15 protein-coding genes are annotated in these 17,796 nt (G+C 39.6%); 3 read left to right on the top strand and 12 right to left on the bottom strand.

Annotated elements, in window-relative coordinates; genetic code table 11:
• Positions 1-79: 79 nt before the first annotated feature.
• The 7 genes from HMPREF9144_RS11460 to HMPREF9144_RS11430 form a co-directional block, all read right to left on the bottom strand.
• The gene (locus HMPREF9144_RS11460; RefSeq protein ID WP_006046251.1) at positions 80-2,635 is read right to left on the bottom strand and encodes a peptidase associated/transthyretin-like domain-containing protein; all 2,556 of its coding nucleotides are present in this window, start codon (positions 2,633-2,635) and stop codon (positions 80-82) included.
• Positions 2,636-2,694: 59 nt separating this feature from the next.
• Entirely contained in the window at positions 2,695-3,543 is an 849-nt protein-coding gene (locus HMPREF9144_RS11455) for a GLPGLI family protein (protein ID WP_006046250.1), read from the bottom strand.
• Positions 3,540-4,412 (bottom strand): GLPGLI family protein, encoded by an 873-nt coding sequence (locus HMPREF9144_RS11450; protein ID WP_006046249.1) that lies wholly within the window; start codon positions 4,410-4,412, stop codon positions 3,540-3,542. Before HMPREF9144_RS11450 ends, HMPREF9144_RS11455 begins: the two co-directional genes overlap by 4 nt.
• A 33-nt stretch (positions 4,413-4,445) precedes the next feature.
• Positions 4,446-5,150, bottom strand: coding sequence for an ABC transporter ATP-binding protein (locus HMPREF9144_RS11445; protein ID WP_006046248.1), 705 nt, complete (start codon positions 5,148-5,150; stop codon positions 4,446-4,448).
• 58 nt (positions 5,151-5,208) lie between these two features.
• The gene (locus HMPREF9144_RS11440; protein WP_006046247.1) at positions 5,209-6,585 is read right to left on the bottom strand and encodes a DUF5687 family protein; all 1,377 of its coding nucleotides are present in this window, start codon (positions 6,583-6,585) and stop codon (positions 5,209-5,211) included.
• A 494-nt stretch (positions 6,586-7,079) separates the two neighbouring features.
• The gene (locus HMPREF9144_RS11435) at positions 7,080-9,242 is read right to left on the bottom strand and encodes a tetratricopeptide repeat protein (RefSeq protein WP_040595797.1); all 2,163 of its coding nucleotides are present in this window, start codon (positions 9,240-9,242) and stop codon (positions 7,080-7,082) included.
• 229 nt (positions 9,243-9,471) lie between these two features.
• Positions 9,472-10,371 (bottom strand): ABC transporter substrate-binding protein, encoded by a 900-nt coding sequence (locus HMPREF9144_RS11430; RefSeq protein ID WP_006046244.1) that lies wholly within the window; start codon positions 10,369-10,371, stop codon positions 9,472-9,474.
• A 71-nt stretch (positions 10,372-10,442) separates the two neighbouring features.
• Between HMPREF9144_RS11430 and radA the strand changes: the two genes are divergently transcribed.
• Complete coding sequence (gene radA / locus HMPREF9144_RS11425; RefSeq protein ID WP_006046243.1) at positions 10,443-11,822, top strand: DNA repair protein RadA; 1,380 nt, start codon at positions 10,443-10,445, stop codon at positions 11,820-11,822.
• A 791-nt stretch (positions 11,823-12,613) separates the two neighbouring features.
• On the opposite strand, the gene HMPREF9144_RS13120 is transcribed toward radA, so the two are convergent.
• From HMPREF9144_RS13120 to ispE, 4 genes are all read right to left on the bottom strand, one after another.
• Positions 12,614-12,772, bottom strand: coding sequence for a DUF4295 domain-containing protein (locus HMPREF9144_RS13120; RefSeq protein WP_006046242.1), 159 nt, complete (start codon positions 12,770-12,772; stop codon positions 12,614-12,616).
• A 35-nt stretch (positions 12,773-12,807) separates the two neighbouring features.
• Complete coding sequence (gene rpmG, locus HMPREF9144_RS11420; protein ID WP_006046241.1) at positions 12,808-12,996, bottom strand: 50S ribosomal protein L33; 189 nt, start codon at positions 12,994-12,996, stop codon at positions 12,808-12,810.
• Between the two features lie 4 nt (positions 12,997-13,000).
• Positions 13,001-13,264: a 50S ribosomal protein L28 gene (gene rpmB / locus HMPREF9144_RS11415; RefSeq protein WP_006046240.1), complete on the bottom strand. Its 264-nt coding sequence runs from the start codon at positions 13,262-13,264 to the stop codon at positions 13,001-13,003.
• A 704-nt stretch (positions 13,265-13,968) separates the two neighbouring features.
• Complete coding sequence (gene ispE, locus HMPREF9144_RS11410) at positions 13,969-14,814, bottom strand: 4-(cytidine 5'-diphospho)-2-C-methyl-D-erythritol kinase (protein WP_006046239.1); 846 nt, start codon at positions 14,812-14,814, stop codon at positions 13,969-13,971.
• A 171-nt stretch (positions 14,815-14,985) separates the two neighbouring features.
• On the opposite strand from ispE, the gene dnaB reads away from it, so the two are divergent.
• Positions 14,986-16,506: a replicative DNA helicase gene (dnaB, locus tag HMPREF9144_RS11405; protein ID WP_040595902.1), complete on the top strand. Its 1,521-nt coding sequence runs from the start codon at positions 14,986-14,988 to the stop codon at positions 16,504-16,506.
• A 79-nt stretch (positions 16,507-16,585) separates the two neighbouring features.
• On the opposite strand, the gene HMPREF9144_RS13425 is transcribed toward dnaB, so the two are convergent.
• Positions 16,586-16,729 (bottom strand): hypothetical protein, encoded by a 144-nt coding sequence (locus tag HMPREF9144_RS13425; RefSeq protein WP_156792538.1) that lies wholly within the window; start codon positions 16,727-16,729, stop codon positions 16,586-16,588.
• Positions 16,730-17,573: 844 nt separating this feature from the next.
• Here HMPREF9144_RS13425 and HMPREF9144_RS13420 point away from each other — a divergent pair.
• A complete protein-coding gene (locus HMPREF9144_RS13420) occupies positions 17,574-17,726 on the top strand; it encodes a hypothetical protein (protein WP_006046235.1) in 153 nt (50 codons plus the stop codon).
• Positions 17,727-17,796: the final 70 nt, after the last annotated feature.

Raw genomic sequence — 17,796 nt, 5'->3', positions numbered from 1 at the left:
TGAAATTTGCCAAATATATTCAGCAATTTATTTGTTTATTCTTATGTACAGATCCGAAGCGGTATATGTGTCTAAGTAGCTATAGTCTAAACTCGAACGTAAGAATCAGTTCGCGCGGACGCAGTTCGTAGCTGTTTGTAAAAATGCCCACACCACTGTATGATGTTTCTATGTAGTTGCGTTTGTTAAACAAGTTGGCAAGTGTAGCAAGCACAAGAAACTTCTTCTGTCGCCAAGTTACTTTTGCATCGGCAATAAATGTGTTGAGTGTTGCGCCCTCCAACTGGTTATGATAGTAGATGCCAGACAGCGAAAGGTCTACCTTTTGAATAGTGGAGGTAAGCGTCAGGCTCTGTTTCCAATTGAAACGTGATGAGATAGATGCATTGTTGAATGTTGATTTGCTGAGAGCGAAGTCGCCATTATAGGTTACAAATGCCCATGAAGGCGAATAAGTGAGCGTTGGCGAAAATGTTAAGGAACGATATTGATAGCGCAAGATGTTGCCTGCTGTGTACTGTTCGCCATTGCTATAAGTTGCTGATATGCTACACGATGTTTTGAAATGCTGTTTGTAAAATCCTTTTGATAACCAGCAACGTCCTGTTAAGTTAGTGCTTTTCGTGTTGTGTTGTATATATGTCATAAGGTAGTTACCATTCTGAATTTGCATATCTACTACAGAATTGCTCCACGTGCGGTTAGCATTTAGCGAGAAATTAGAGAAGAATTCTTTTACGACACGTTTATAACTGTGATTCAGATTGAAGTTTAGCGATTGGGTACGAGGCATAAACGTGGGCGATGTCTGCCATGTGCGATAGTTGATTCGGTAGCTATCAAGTGCAAAATCAGACAGTCCGCGAATAGATTGTGCGTAATAAAACAATGCGTTTGTTTCTGTACGGCTACTCTTATTATAGTTTGCATATATCGAGGGAGACATCTGAAAGTACCATTTGCGTTGTTGTGTAAGATACTCTAAGTCTAACTTTTGTCGCACTGTTGCACGCCATTTTCCCTTTTCGTAGTTAAGCGAAGGCGACGAATGAAATGCTATCTGTGTGTGTCCGTTGTGTACATTCAGGTGTTGTAAGTCTATAGAAAAGTTATAGTTTTGTGTAAAACCATTTTTTGAAGTGCGCCAACTCACCTCGTTGTTGTTATGCCAAAGGTTTGAATTAATTTTCTCTTGGTCTGCATTGATATATAAATCGTTACGCGAGTAGTGATAATCTACAATAGATTGTAGCGAAAGTGTGCCATGCTCGTTGTTCTGCGAAGAGGTAATATAACCTTTCACGTTTACTTTTGGTGTGCGTACTCGTTGCGAAATATTGTTGTGCCCTGTGCTTTCGAGTTTCGATAAGGCATCGTCTTGTTCTGCATTCACACTAAAGCGTATCGACCCATAACGCTTTTCGGTGTTTATCTTTTTGTCTATACTGAAATTAAAAATATCTTCTTTCAGCATCATTTGCTGCTTTTCGGTAGTAGTTGTAGGTATTTCGGCAAAGTAATAGGTTGAGCTATTGCTTGTGTTTTGGCGAAGAACGTTACGATAATAGTCGGCTGTTATGCGTAGTTCTTTGTCGTTTTTAGTTTTTGTTAGGCGGTTTATGCTATAACTCTGCGATGTATTGAAACGTAAGCGTTCGGCTTCTATTGGTGCTCTGAGTGTAGGAACACTGTACCACGATGAGAGCGAAACTGGTTGTGGAGCCATAAAATCGTAGACGAATGTAATGCCCGACTGAGCCACATCTCTGCCCCGACGGTCGTAAATGGCATCGTACATAATCTGCTTACGCTTACCAATTTGCAATATGTTAGCCGAACCTGCAATATGTGTGGGCTTACCCACTGATATATAAGGTCGCAATGTTACTGAAAGCCGATCGCGAGCTTCGTCTTTTAGTGTTACATTCATTGCTACATTGTCGCTGAACACCTTGTTACGCAAAGCCTTAATGGGTTGGTCGTGTTCTATAACTTCTGCTTTCTTCACGTCCTTTGCTTTTATATTTTCGGTTAGCTTGTTATACTTTCCATCGCTAAGGTCGAGTCCTTCCACTGTAAAACGGCTGATATCTTTGCCGTTTACGCTTATCTTACCACTGTTGTCTACGTTTACGCCCGGAAGTTTTGCTAACACATCTTTCAGCGAATTGTCTCTTTCGGAAGTGAAGCGCGTAAGATCGAACGTAATAGTGTCTTTGACACCTGTAATTGGTCCTGCTTTCACTGTAACCTCTTGCATTTCAAAAATCTGCTGTACCATTTCTATCCGATTGTTTGTTGGGGTAGAAATGGCTATGCGTTTCTTTTTATATTCTAATGCTGTGGCTTGCAGTTGTAGGTCTTTCAAATTGGATATGCTGTGCGATAGGCTGAACTCACCTTTATCGTTGGAACGGCAGAATGTAACCACCTTACCGTCTTTCAGCAACATAATGTTGGCTTTTGCTATGGGCTTCTGCGATAAGGAGTCTATCACGATGCCTGAAATATGGTTTTGCGCCGATGCAACGAGTGTGAAAAGAATACACAATGAGAGTGCAAATGCTTTTTTCCAATACTTATTTAGCGAGTGAGGAAAAGCATTTTTAGCATTTATGGTTAATGCAATTTGCATAGCAATAGTATTTTAGGTGGTTTATTAAATGAAGGCGTTATGCTTGTACGCATTATTTGTTATAGCTCAAGTGGATTGCTGGGCTGCGGTTTTGCCAATGCCTTCATCATCTCAGCCTTCATTTCTTCAGGCACTTCTATTTTTATTCCCTGCGTTGCCAGTATATCTTCGGGTACAGCCTTGCGCTGATAGTCTACAAATTCTTTCATTGTTGAGGCAGCATACTTATCAAAATCGGAACTGTAAGTAATGTTTTCGCCTTCTTTTGCTTGCTTCATACCCACACAATTGAAAATGTATTGTTGCTTAGCATCGTAGGCACGAAGTATCAATCCGGGCAATCCGCACAGCTTCCAAGGTCCGTTGTCCAATGGAATATCGGTTGTGAACCAAGCTGTCCACGTACGTCCTTTGAACGAACAGCGTGCCATCTGACAATGATAGTCAAGTATTTGCTTTGTGCTATCTGCTATAATGTCCCATTGGGGTTGCTCTAAAGGCTCCACAATGCGAAATTCTTCGCTTAGCACATTATCAATATAGGTAGATTTTCCTACAGGATAATTACGATAAAACTCCATTGTAAGGTTGCCCCGTGCTGTGTTTGAAGTTGGTATTAGCATATTGTTTCCATCTATCGACTTGCGCAAATTCTCCATATAAGTATGGTGGGTAACACTGTAAAAGTAGCTTACCTTATCGCCAATCAGCAGCTGCATATCGTCGTTTTCATAGTTATAACGACCTGCAGAGTCGAGTTTCGTGGTGTCGCGTACACTCTTTGTCTGATAGGTAATGGTGTACTTGAGCTTGTCGATAACTTTGTTTTCGTCCTTTTTGTTAGGTTTTGCACTTACGGTAAGCACTGCAAGGGCGAGTGCTACCGATGTTAAAATAATACGTTTCATAATCTTTCTATTGGGTTTTGTGGTTGTCTTTTCTGCATTTGCTTGCGCATCGCCTCTTGCTGTGCTTCGGTTAGCTTGCCATTAACACTGCCGCTTACCACGCGGAATGTTACACCTTTGCCACTTCTATTCATAATATCCATAGGCGTGGTGTTGGCTTTCAGCTGCTGCAAGTTGCGCATAGAGGTTTCCTCGTAGCTGTTAAAGCGGTCATCGAACACTATGTTGCGTGTGCCGTCGGTTTGCTTTAAGCCTACGCAATCGAAGATATAGTGGCGGGAATTGTCGTATGCACGGAGCACAAGTCCTGGTAATCCGTCTAATTTCCACGGTCCGTTGTCGATGGGAATATCGGCTGTGAACCACGCGAACCATTGTCTGCCTTTGTAATTGCAGCGTGCCATCTGGCAGTTGTAGTCGAGAATGCGGGCTGTACTGTCGGGTATCAGCTCCCATTGGGGCTGCTCAATGGGTTCTACAACACGAAATCCATCACGGAAAACATTGTCTATGTAAGTTGTTTTGCCTGTTGGAAAGTTCTTGAATAGCTTCCAAGAGATGCTTCCACCTCGCATATTAGGCACTGAAAAGTTGCCTTTGTTCATCATTTCGATGCGTTGTTGTTCGTAGAGAGCATTGGAATAGCTATAAAAGAAGCTCACTTGTTCGCCCACATCGAGTCGCATATCCTCCTCGTTGTAGATGAAATTGCCGAGCGAATCGACCTTTGTGGTGTCGATGATACTCTTCGTACGGTAGGTAATTTCGTACCTTACCTTGTCTATCTTCTCCTTATCCGTTGGCTTTGCACAGGCAAAAAGCGTAGCAGAAAGACAGGCGAAAGTAGTAAAAAATAGTCTTAGTTTCATCTTTTTTATTGTATTATGTTCCTGCCGTTGCGCCTACATTTCCTCAAAATAGTTTTGCAATTCTTTAGCAGCAGCTTCGTTAGTGTTAATTAAATCTTTTAATATAATACCCTTTTCCATAAGTATTATGCGACTGCAAATTTCTGAAACGAAGTTCAGATTGTGGCTCGAAATCAGCACGGTAGTACCGTGTTGTTGGTTCACCTCGTGAATAATGCGTGCTATGTTTATTTGCGATGATGGGTCGAGATAGTTGAAAGGTTCGTCGAGAATAAGTATTTCGGGGTTTACTATCATCGCTCCGATAATTCCTATTTTTTGTTTGTTACCTTCAGAGAAATTGCGAATAAGCTTTCCTGTGCCCATAATTTCATCGCGCATTAGCGATTCGAAGCCTTGCAAACGTTCTGCGAGAGTTGCGCTATCAATGTCGTAAGCACTTGCAACAAAATTGAAGAACTCTTCTGGCGTATAATAATCGATGAGAAAACTTTTATCTACGAACGACCCTGTATATTTTTTCCACTCGAAACACTCGTTTACCGCCCTACCATTAGATAGCACTTGCCCCTCGTTGGCACGAATAAGGTCGAGCATGAGACGCATCAGCGTGGTTTTTCCTGCACCATTGTTGCCCACCAGTCCTACAAGTTCGCCTTTGTGTAGTGTTAGTTCGGGTATGTCTATCACGGTGTTCTGTCCGTAAATTTTCTTTAATTTTTCTATCTTTATTTCCATATTCGGCTATTGTTATCGTATATTTTTTGTCTTTTTAATTAAGTATGTTGTTTAACGTCTACTTGTTTCTGTAACGTTCAAAGTGTCGGTATCGGTTTCTTTGGTATCGGTTTGCTATCCAATTAATAGCGTGCTTGTGTGCCACCAAACCTATAATGCCAATGCCACCGAGCACAAAGCCTAAAATGTTTAGTGGAACAAACATTGTTAATACCATAGGTCCCAGCATAACAGTGAAAGCTATTGCAAAGCTTGCAGGACTGAAATCGGTGCCTTGTGTATTCATAAAACCCGATGCAAAAATATCTATTGCTTTGGTTCGGAAGCAGTAAGTAAGTATTATTAGATTGGCAAAACCAACCGAAAATAGCAAGCAACCGAGCAGTAAGAATATACTGGTGTTGTAGAGAAAATAGGTGGGCAACAGCAACACAAAACCTACGAGCGAGAGCGGTATAGCTGTGTAGTATTTGCGGAACAACAGCTGAGCTATGTTTATAGGTCGTGTCCAAAGCCCATCGAAATAGTTTCCTTCTAGTGCAAACGTAAGTTGGAGAGCCATAATAGGTAATGCCATTATTGCCATTGGTAGCATTATGTTGGTGCTTTCTGCATCAGGCGCATCGCTCCCCATTGAAGCATACCAAAAGGCTTGTGCTATGAGTATAATGGGAAGTATGAAAACCAGTCGGAGGCGTTTACCTCTAACAAAGGGTCGCATTTCTATGAAGAAAGCCGAACTGTGCGATTTTTTCACGTTTTCTGTTTTCTTTCTGCGCTCATCGTAGCTATTTAGGCATTGCAGATAGTAAATTCCAGTTGCTATGCCTAATATAATAAGACTGAAAAGCAACGATATGTGTATGCCCCACGACATACCAAAGAGGTTTAGCCCATGTACAAATGTTAGCGACCACCACATAAGCCAGCCCACTATGGTTGCCCATTTCCATTCCCAGCCTTGTGAGGTGCGAAGGGCTACGACGGCTAAACTGTTGGTGTAAGACACGGAGAGCAACAGCACTGCTGACGCAAACGCTGTTCCGAAAGGCATTAGAAAGAAGCAACCAATGCCTAAAGGTAGTGCCCATGCCAATGTCCAGAAGTTAAACAGATTGGTTATGCTTATAAAATATATCCACGTTTGTTTGCTAATAGGGCGCGACTTTATGTATGCGTCCATAATGGCAGAGTCTGTTTTAAATAGTAATTTGGAAAGCACATCGGGCAAAATAATCATTGTAGCTACTGTGGGGATAATGCGTTCCCATTTAAATTGTAAGAGCGTTTTTAGCATATCTCCGCCCATCTCTGCAAACGAAGAGACTATGAGTATAGCTATGAGCACGTAAAAATAGGCACCAAGAAAAAGATTTTTCCATTTAAAGTTGCGCCGTTTCTTTACTATTTGTAGCTGTATAAGTTGTTTCAACATGTATCCGTTGTCGAGTTTATTGTTATTTCCTAATTTTTTATGGAGTGTGCTCGTTTGCCACTCTGCTTATTCAATTGAATATGCTGCTATTTATTTAGTATTTAGAGAATACTCAATTAAATAGGCTACAAAGATAAGTATAAAAGAGCGTATGACAAAATTTTTACGTTTTATTATGTAAATTAGAACGCAAATGTTGTAGAAATTCATATTTTAAAGGGCAAAGTTGTGCGACTGTTGGTTTTTATACAGCTATAAAACCAATCTACCTGATAACTCTAATGGTTGAATGGGATAAAATAGAATAAAAAAAATTAGATATCTGAAACGAACATCTCAGATATCTAAGACAATCGTTTCAGATATCTAAGACGAATGTTTCAGACGTCTAAACTTTAGCCTACTTGTGTAGGTGCATTTTTCGCCCTATATATAATAAGGTGTAATGTATATGCAAAGGGTAAACGGAGTTGATGCTTTTTGTTTGGCAAAACCTATCTGTTGATGGCGCTTAACATAAGTGCTCGGTCTACCTCTGTAATGCCATTGGGTTTGAAAACGTAGCTGTCGTTTTCAAATTCGTGTTCCAAATTGGCACCCGGGTGATTGATTAACCATTCTGTGAAACTATTCTTAGCTTCGGTTGGGTTACCACTTATCCAATATGCGTACGCCATATTGAGCGCATCGTCGGGCTGTTTGTCGGTGTTTATTAGTTCGTTGTAGATGTTTAATGCCTTTTCGGCATTGCCATCGCAAATGAGAACCCACGCTAAAAGACGTTTTACTTGGTTGTCGTCTTCGTTTTTCAAACTAAGTTCGTATGCCTTGTTCACCGCTGTTTTGGTATCGCCATTGGCAGCTAAACATAGACATTGGTTGATGGCGTATGCCTTAACGTTGGGTTCCAGTTCGCACAACTTGTTGTAGCAAATAATGGCGATGCCATAACCTTTACGGCGTAAAACAACAGCACCAACAGTTCGGAGTATCAAAACATTGTCTGGCTCTAAGCCAACAGCTACAGCAAAGTGTTCTAATGCTTCGCCCTCGTTTCCCATTCTAATGGCTTCTATGCCTCTAAACATACGGTACATTGCCGAATTGTTTTGATAGGTTTCGGTAAGTTTCTCTATATCAGCCTCTCGTTTATGCTTGTACAGGAACATTGCCAGCGATTCTTTAGCATCAATATAGAAGTCTTTTATAAACAAATCGTGCAACATAAAGAAGGCTTTGTAATCGCCATCGGCTTTAAACGGGTTGGGAATGTCTTTATTGAAAGCCATTTTTACTTCGAAAAAGCGATACAAATCTTGTATGTACATACGACAGATGAAAGCCGGCGAGTGGTCTATTGGTTCCATATTAGGCAATCCGATGCCTTCGCCAGACTTAATGAGTTCTAATATGTTGGGTGGTAGCTGGTTCACAATTTGTGCAATGGTGAGAGCAAGCGAATACTTGTCGGACTCGCAGAATGGGTCTTGTCCAGCCAATCGGTCGAGTAGCGACCCATCGCCAAGCTTCTGTGCTACCTCCTCCAGTCCTGGGTGATGTGCACTGAAAGGCATAAACCAATTGGCAATATGGTCGAAGAATGGGAAGCGTTTCATTTTGCTGAATCCTCCGAAATAAATGTCGGACCCTTGTTTCTGCATATTCATCATCTTCTGAATGCTCTCTTCCATCTTCTCCATTTTCTCTTCGTCGGCATCGGGGTGCAGAATGTTTTCTAACGAGCTGTTCTCTTTTTCGCTTATGCCAAATCTATCGAAATGTAAATCGGAGTTTCTAACAATGTTCGGCATAATGTCTCGTTGTATTCTGTCGTTGTCTCGCTCTGCATCCATACAGTTAAACATCTGCTTTTGCAAGTTTAATAGTTCGTGCTTAGCGTCGTTTGTTGTTATGAAACTGTTGATGAGGGCAGCCTGTTCTTTTCTGAAGAGATTGTTGTTGGTTAGCGATAGCACACAACCAACTAAGGCACGCTGTTGCACCTTTATATCAGATGCCTGTCGATATACATCTACAAGTGTTTTGAGTTTCTTTATATCGTAGATTGACATTGCTGAAAGGGTGATGGCACTGACAATGAGCATCTGGTCTGCTGCATCGATGGTGGGCGATGTGAGAAGACCAATGTAGAACGTTGCATCGCTATCTAACCACTGACTTGATGTGAGGAGTGCGCAGAAAAGACGTTCTACGAAGGTTTGATGACGTTTATATAGTTCTGCTTCTTTAGAAATGCGTTCGTTTTCGGGTGTTAGAGAGAGCATGGCAACATCGGTTACAAAGCCCTCTAAGGCAGACCGCACAAGGTTATGACTAAGATTGAAGTGAGCAGATGTATGAAAGGCATCTATAAAAGTGGGATTATTTTTGCACTTCCAGCTTAGTAGTAAGTTTGCAGCCACTCTGTATAAACGTTCTATAAGCGATGCATAGAGTTTTTCTCGGGCGGGGTCTTTAAATCCGCGCAACATATACTCGCACATTAAATTGTAGTCGCTTACAATAGCCATATATTCGTTGTATTCCGCCACCGATGGTTTACCATTATATATGGGCTGTAATGCTTTAATGGCTTTGTCTAATTGCTGAGTGCTTAGCAGTTCTAAAGCACTGTTTATGTTTGTCTCTGTGTTCAATATACTATATTCTTTATGTTGCAATATAATATGTATTTATATTGCACTGCTTGTTGTTTCTCTTTTTAAAACTCTTCTTCTTAGGTTTGCTATTCAGTCTTTATTCTAAATTTGTAATGACATATCTCCGCTGAACCTTCCTGTACACCCATTTTGCTGTATCATAACAGATGGCGCTATATTAGAGCTTAGCAGTAGAAATATCAGAGGCACCACATACTCAGCCAACTTACATTATTGCATTTTGTGCCTTTATGATATCTCTTTGGCGTGGTGGTGTAACCCGTTTATAAACCATATTAGGCAAGGCAGAGATAACCTTATTGTCTACTCGCATATATTTTTTTATCAATGGTGCGAAGTATTGTATGGGGTGCTTATTTATCATATCTACAGCTTTGTTATATGCGTCTTCAAAGGCTTGCCGTTTCTCCACTTTTGGTGCATTAACAAAAACAATAGCACCAGGAGTGAAGTCTTGTTTTGTAGAATTATATATTTCTTTGTTACCTAATATTTTAGCCTGTGTGGTTTGTGGCTCACTAGTCCAAACTGCATCTAGCTGCTTGTTGCGTAACATCTGCATTCTAATAAAGATATCGTTTATTTGTGAGCCGTAGGTTCTATTCTTAATGGAATGGCTACTGATAACTTGAATTGTGAGATATTGTGTAACCGAGTTGAAAGCCAGTCCTATAACCTTATCGCCTAAGTCTTCAACCTGTTTAATGCCTGAGGCAGGTGTTGCCATAAGTTGCCATGTTGCATTTGTTTCTGTCATATAATCGAGCACGGCACTTTTCTCTTCTTTCAAATATTCGGCTTGTACCAAATCGGTAACAGCGGCTTGTACTCTGCCATTTATCATCGCAGTATCGCAGTCTCGTTGAGAAGTATATTCTTTTAGTCGAATATCTATGTCGTCTGGATTATAAAGTGCACTGTCTTTGAGCAAAAATATGGGCAAACAGTCCATAGTTGGCATAACTCCGACCTTAAATGCTCGTTGGTATGCCACCTCTTCTACTTTGTTCTTGCGCTTCTCTATAAGCGAGTCGTCTTGTTCCGAAACCTGACAGCCCATTATTATAAAGGCTGTGAGAAGCAGTAAATACTTTATTCTACACATAATCTTAATGTTGCAAAAGTAATGAATAATTTTGTAATAACGAAAGAAAATACTACTTTTGTGCTATAATTATGGTAAAAGACAGAATAGCATACGTCTGCGATAACTGTGGACAAGAGAGCGCGAAGTGGATAGGCAAATGTCCTAATTGTGGAGAATGGAACACATTTAAGCAAATTAGAATAGCTCCAGATTTGGGTGTTAGTAGTGCTAAAGCATTTGTTTCTAACACGTTTGGTGTGGCAAAACAAAATGTGCCACAACCGCTTAGAGATGTTTCCTCGACAGACGAGATTCGTATTGATATGAAGGACAACGAGCTGAATCGTGTGCTTGGTGGTGGACTTGTTGTGGGAAGTATGGTGTTGATAGGTGGTGAGCCAGGAATAGGGAAGAGTACTTTAACACTTCAGACACTATTATCTACCGACCGCAGGGTGCTCTATGTAAGTGGAGAGGAGAGTCCACAACAAATTAAGATGCGAGCTTTGCGTATTTCAGAGACTATTCCCAATAACATAGTTATCTTATCAGAGACATCTATCGAAAAGATATTTAACAGCATAAAAGATGTTAAGCCCGAACTTTTGGTGATAGATTCTATACAGACAGTGGCTACTGAAACAGTGGCAAGTAGTGCTGGTAGTATTTCACAGATACGAGAGAGTGCAGCTGCTTTGTTACAATTAGCAAAATCGAGCAATATTCCTGTTATTCTTATCGGACATATCAACAAGGAAGGTTCTATTGCAGGACCGAAGGTGTTGGAGCATATTGTAGACACTGTGTTGCAGTTTGAGGGAGACCAGCACTATATGTATCGTATCTTGCGCAGTATAAAAAACCGTTTTGGCTCTACTTCTGAATTAGGAATATATGAGATGCGCCAAAATGGATTGCGACCAGTTAATAATCCTTCCGAATTGTTGCTTACCGATACTCCCGGCGACTTGTCGGGTGTTGCCATATCAAGTGCAATCGAAGGTGTGCGCCCGTTTCTGGTAGAAACACAAGCACTTGTTTCGTCGGCAGCTTATGGAACCCCACAGCGTTCGGCTACTGGGTTCGATCAGCGTCGGTTGAATATGCTACTTGCTGTACTTGAAAAGCGTGTTGGATTTAAACTAATGCAAAAAGATGTGTTTCTGAATATAGCAGGCGGTTTGCGTATAACGGATATGGCTATGGATTTAAGCGTTATAGCTGCAGTATTATCATCGAACGTCGATACTCCTATTGAAAGTGGTTGGTGTATGGCGGGCGAGGTTGGATTGAGTGGCGAGGTTCGTCCAGTTAGTCGTATAGAACAACGCATAGCCGAAGCAGAAAAATTAGGCTTTAGTAATATTATTGTTCCAAAGAATAATGCACAAGCATTGAAAGGTCGTTTTAAAATTGCAATACACCCTGTAGCCAAAGTAGAAGAAGCCTTGCGTTTGTTGTTTGGATAAAAGTTTTGTGATTTTTAAGAATGTAACGAATGTTGTGAAAAATATATGCGTTTAGCATTTGTACGTGTTTACTGTTATTAGAAACTTTATGCCAATTTAGTAGAAACGAGTAGGGGAGATATTGAGAAAGATGGTGATAGTAATAGCTCTCACCCATATACATAAAAGTTAGGAACAACTTATTGTTGTTTAGGTATTTATACGAATATATTTCTCGAAACATTACCAATAAAGAACGTCATAATTCTTTAGCTAAAGAAATAGCTTTTAGGCATTATAATACAAACTCATAACGGTTGTGCTTTATTATGGTATCTAATTTAGAAATAATAGATATCTAAAACGAAGCTGATAGATATCTGAAAAGAGCACGATAGATATCTAAAACGGAACTGATAGATATCTGAAACGGAACTGATAGATATCTGAAACGAAGCTGATAGATATCTAAAACGGAACTGATAGATATCTGAAACGAAGCTGATAGATATCTGAAAAGAGCACGATAGATATCTAAAACGAATACGGCGAATATCTAAAACACAACTGCCCTATATATGAAGCAAGAGAAACTGATATTTGTTATGACTTTTATAAATATCAGAACCATTCTGTTTTAAGTGTCTGTATTAGAAGGCACTGTTTATAATTTCGCCATTTGTTTTCTGTTGAACCTATAATTGTTAATGGTTGTTTGTGTTTTGTTTAATAAAACTATTTAGTTATTTGCAAAAGAAAAGGGGGAGACGGTACACATACCATCTCCCCCTACCATATCTATCTTATAAGAATTAATTCTTAAAGAATTCCTTAACGTCCTCGTTAGGTACCATCTTCTCATCGAAAATATAAGCACCTGTTTTAGGACTCTTTACCATCTTAATAACTTTTGAATATGCGCGACCATCCGTTGAACCTTCGTGGAGGGTAGCGACCGCTTTCTTTGCCATAGTCTAATATATCTAACTATTTATAATTTACGTGCTTACTTAATCTCCTTGTGAAGAGTCATCTTCTTTAGAATCGGATTATACTTCATCAGTTCCAAACGGTCTGCTGTATTCTTACGATTCTTTGTTGTTATATAGCGACTTGTACCTGGCAGACCGCTACTCTTCATTTCAGTGCATTCTAATATGACCTGAACTCTATTACCTTTAGCTTTCTTTGCCATGATATTAGTCTCCTATAACTTTAATATCCTTCCAGTTTACATAACCTTTGGATACGGCTTGCTTCAACGCACGGTCTAAGCCTAATTTATTAATTGTACGAAGACCAGCTGCACTAATCTTCAACGATATCCAGCAGTCCTCTTCTACATAAAAGAACTTCTTTCTAAAGAGGTTTACATCAAAACTACGCTTTGTGCGATGCTTTGAGTGAGACACATTACAACCTATCTGTGCCTTCTTACCTGTGATTTGACAAATCTTAGACATTTCTATCTGTAGTTTTGTAATTCGTTAATTGATACCTATTCCAAACAGTGTGCAAAGTTATGAAAATTTTAGAAACTGACAAAGAAAATGCTGACATATTCTTGCGAATTAAGTTTTTTTTCGAGTTTTGTATCTTCCTATTGCCTCTATTGTTGTCTTATTGATAGATACGAATGTTATGTTCGAGTGTACTATGTGTATTATATAAATGTGCTATTTATAATGAATAGGCGATATTTTATATTGTGTCACATTGTAACTTTTTAATTGCACTCTTATATAACTTGCCACCACGACTGTTATATATTAAACTGGTACGACACAAAAAAAGCACGACCAACGTCGTGCTTAGTCTTTTAAACTTAAAACTTAAAATGTTCTTTGAGCTTTAAATAATGATTAACATCTCACGGTGTTCAATCAATACTGATACTCAAAATTTGAAATCCTGCTTAACAAATCTTTTACCTAAATTACTCCTATTGAGCCTAAATACCTAACTTTTTACTTAAACAACTAATCTTATAACCTAAACAATCTATTGAAGTATTATCTCTTGTATTTATTATCTGATGCAAAGGTAGATAATGTTTAGAGTAGTTCCAAATATAATCTAATATATTTTAGTGTATAATGCAATTAAATGATGTACATCAAGTGTTCGTAAGTATTTATGCACTAATTATTTGTATAAGCAGAAGCTTTTACAATTGGCAGAGGTAAGTGAACATTCCGTTAAAGTGGTTTGCCGTTAGTGTGGGTGGTGTGTTAAAGATGCCAAAGAATGCACTTCCGCTACCCGACATTTGTGCATAGAGTGCTCCCATATTGTAGAGTTGTTCTTTTATGGTATGCATTTCTGGGTGTAGTTTAAATGCCGACACTTCAAAGTTGTTTGTAAGATGGTTGCGCCACTCGCTATTTACAGGTTGTGCAACTATGTCTTTACACTTTATTAATGTTGGCTGAGGTTTTACGAATGCAAAGGCTTGTGCGGTAGATATGGCTACTGTGGGTTTCACAATTAACAAATACATGCCATGCAGATGTGCACATTCGGCATTCATTGGCTCTAATATATCGCCTATTCCTGTTGCAAATGCTGGTGTAGCTGTAACAAAGAAGGCACAGTCGGCACCTAACCGAACGGCATATTGGTGCAATGTGGCTGAATTGAGATTCAACTGGCACAATTTGTTTAGCAAGCGCAGTGTGTAGGTTGCATCAGACGAACCTCCGCCCAGTCCTGCTTGCGATGGAATGTGTTTCTCTAAATTAAAATTAATATGTGGTAATATGTGGTCGGCAGACAACATTCTATATGCCTTTACAATTAGATTGTCGGACAGTTCTCCTTCTATCTTATTGCCACTTATTGCGAGCGAACACGTACCTTCTGCACCTTCGCCCACCACTGCTTCTAATTTATCGCACAGAGGCACAGGATAGAACACGGTTTCAAGGTCGTGATATCCATCAGAGCGTTTGCGCACAACGTTCAAACCAAGGTTTATCTTACAATTCGGATATACTATTAATTTTTCTTCCATCTATATTTCTTTTCTAAAAACAAGCCATTACACCTATTTATATATATAGCAATTGGCTTTTTGGGGATACAGCCCATAAGCTCTACCTGCTGTAATCTTTTGCAAAGATAAAAAATGATTATGATAAAAGTTACGATGGTTTGCAAATTTTTCACTACTTTTGTGGCTGTTATGCCAGAAAAGAAAACTAATAGTGCAAAAGGCACTCGAAAACGTGCTGTAGCACCTATCGACACATCGTTTGGGCACTTACAGCCGCAAGCCTTAGATATAGAGAGGGTTGTGCTGGGAGCACTAATGATAGACAGCGATGCCTTCACAGTGGTATCGGAGTTGATTCGTCCTGAAACTTTTTACGACCCACGTCATCAAAAAATATATGGTGCTATACAGTCGTTGAATTTACACGAAAAGCCCGTAGACATTATGACGGTGGCGGAAGAGCTGAAACGCAGCGGCGAATTAGAAGAAGTGGGAGGACCTGCCTATATAGTAGAGTTAAGTTCGCACGTGGCATCGTCGGCACACATAGAATATCATGGACGAATATTAGCACAAAAATTTCTTGCCCGACAACTTATACAGTTTGCCTCTATGATAGAAACATCGGCTTTCGATGAAACTGTTGATGTAGACGAACTTATGCAAAAGGCAGAAGGCAGTTTGTTTGAACTCTCGCAAAAGAATATGGCGCAAGAGTACACACAGATAGACCCCATTGTAAAGCAAGCACACGAACTACTGCTCAAAGCGGCTAACAATCAGGAAAGTGGCGGACTAACGGGTATTTCTACTGGTTTTACGCAGTTAGACAAGATAACTGCTGGCTGGCAACCGTCAGACCTTGTTATTATTGCTGGACGACCTGCCATGGGAAAAACATCGTTTGCTTTAAGTTTAGCAAAGAATATTGCTATAGACAATCGTGTGCCAGTGGCTTTCTTCTCGCTCGAAATGAACAACGTACAGTTGGTTAATCGCCTATTGTCTAACGTCTGTTCCATATCGGGTAGCAAAATTCTAAGTGGACAGCTGGACCCCTCCGACTGGGAACGCTTTGATAACAATTTGAGAAAAATGGACGGTGCGCCTATCTATGTAGACGATACACCCGGACTATCGGTTTTCGAACTCCGTACCAAAGCACGTAGATTGGTGCGCGAACATGGAATAAAAGTGCTGATGGTAGACTATCTGCAGCTGATGAATGCTAACGGAATGCGCTTCAATAGTAGGCAAGAAGAGGTTTCTACCATAAGCCGATCACTAAAAGGACTGGCTAAAGAACTGAATATTCCTGTGTTGGCTCTCTCGCAGCTGAACCGTACGGTGGAACAGCGTGATGGCATTGAAGGAAAACGACCACAACTAAGCGACTTGCGCGAATCGGGTGCTATTGAGCAAGATGCCGACTTGGTGCTCTTTGTGCATAGACCAGAATACTACCGAATATTTCAAGACGAAAAAGGAAACGACTTACACGGGAAGGCGCAGATTATTATTGCGAAACACCGTAAGGGTGCTACCGACGATGTTTTGCTCTCGTTTCGTGGCGAATTTACACGTTTCGCCAATCCTGACGATAACGATATGTTGCCTCCGATGATGCCTAACGATCTTGGCGGAGAAATTATAGACAGCAGAATGAACGATGACCCACTGCCACCGCCTGGTAGCAACGACGCTTTCTAAGCAAGGTGTAACAACAAAATGTTGATTGTATTGCAACGAACTATACCCCCAATGCTCTTCCAGTTAGTATATCATGTTTTTAGTTTTTTTCATAAATGTGAAGACATTGGGGAACTTTTTTGCCTTTCAAAGGACCAGTGCCAAAAGCTAATGCCACTGCAACACCACCATTTTTATATTCGTAAACATTACTTCCTCTAATCTTGCGTTTTCTTATCGGCATCTTGTATGTCTTTATAGCCTGACGTAGCCCGCTACGCCTGCATTGCAACAACATACAATCTGCACAATAATAAAACAAAATATGTTTATGCTCTAACAACTCAGTTGAGTTTTAAACAAAAAAAGCGTTAGTTTGCAAAGCCATTCAAAACAGATATCTAAAACGTGAATGACAGATATCTGAAACGCACACGACAGATATCTGAAACGATCGTGATAGATATCTAAAACAATCGTGATAGATATCTAAAACTTTTTGCACATATTTAAAGCTATGTCGCAACACACCATACACAGCAAAAACAATGTGCCTTTGGCAAAGAAAATTGCTCTACATAGCGTTTAGTATCCAACAATTCAGCTTCCAACTCTAATACTGTAATCGCATAACAATTTGTTTATATCGCTGCTTTCTGCAATCTCATGTTTTCTTGTCAGTAGTTTTAATATATTTTATAACTTACCATAAACCTTTTTTATAATGTTGCCATATCCACCATAATGTATAAACAAAAAACGTATAAGCACATTCCACACCCTTTGCCCATACTTGTATATGCTATGGTTAGCAGCATTCTGTTAATAATTCAGAATATGAATATATATTCATTTAAAAATAGAACGTGCATTTTTGTTTTTTAATTATAAAAAAACTCCTAACTTTGCAACCGAATTGAAACTGTAGATAAAAGTATTTTTTTAGTAGCTCACTTAAAATTACTATATGTATATTAAAAGTACCAGCAGAATAGAGAGAGACTTCTGGTATATAGCTCACTTAATTTAAGCAGAATATATTATTATTTATAATTATTAAAAGAATGTAAAAAGAATTGTTTTAGCGTATGGAAAAGAGCAAGTATGACACACCACGTGTTAAGATTTATGAGATGGAAGAAAATGTAAATATTTTAGCTAACACAGCTACTACTCCAGGATTTGGTCCTACCGTTACTCCCTTTACACCTGGTGATGAAGAGGAGTTAGATGGGGAATAAAGAATAGTTTTATCTGACGATAATATTAGGAGGTATATATTAGTTTTATAATCACATTCAATGTAATTAA

This window comes from Prevotella pallens ATCC 700821, assembly GCF_000220255.1.
Lineage (GTDB): Bacteria > Bacteroidota > Bacteroidia > Bacteroidales > Bacteroidaceae > Prevotella > Prevotella pallens.
Note: the sequence above shows the minus strand (reverse complement) of the source record. Positions and strands in the feature narration are given on the sequence as shown.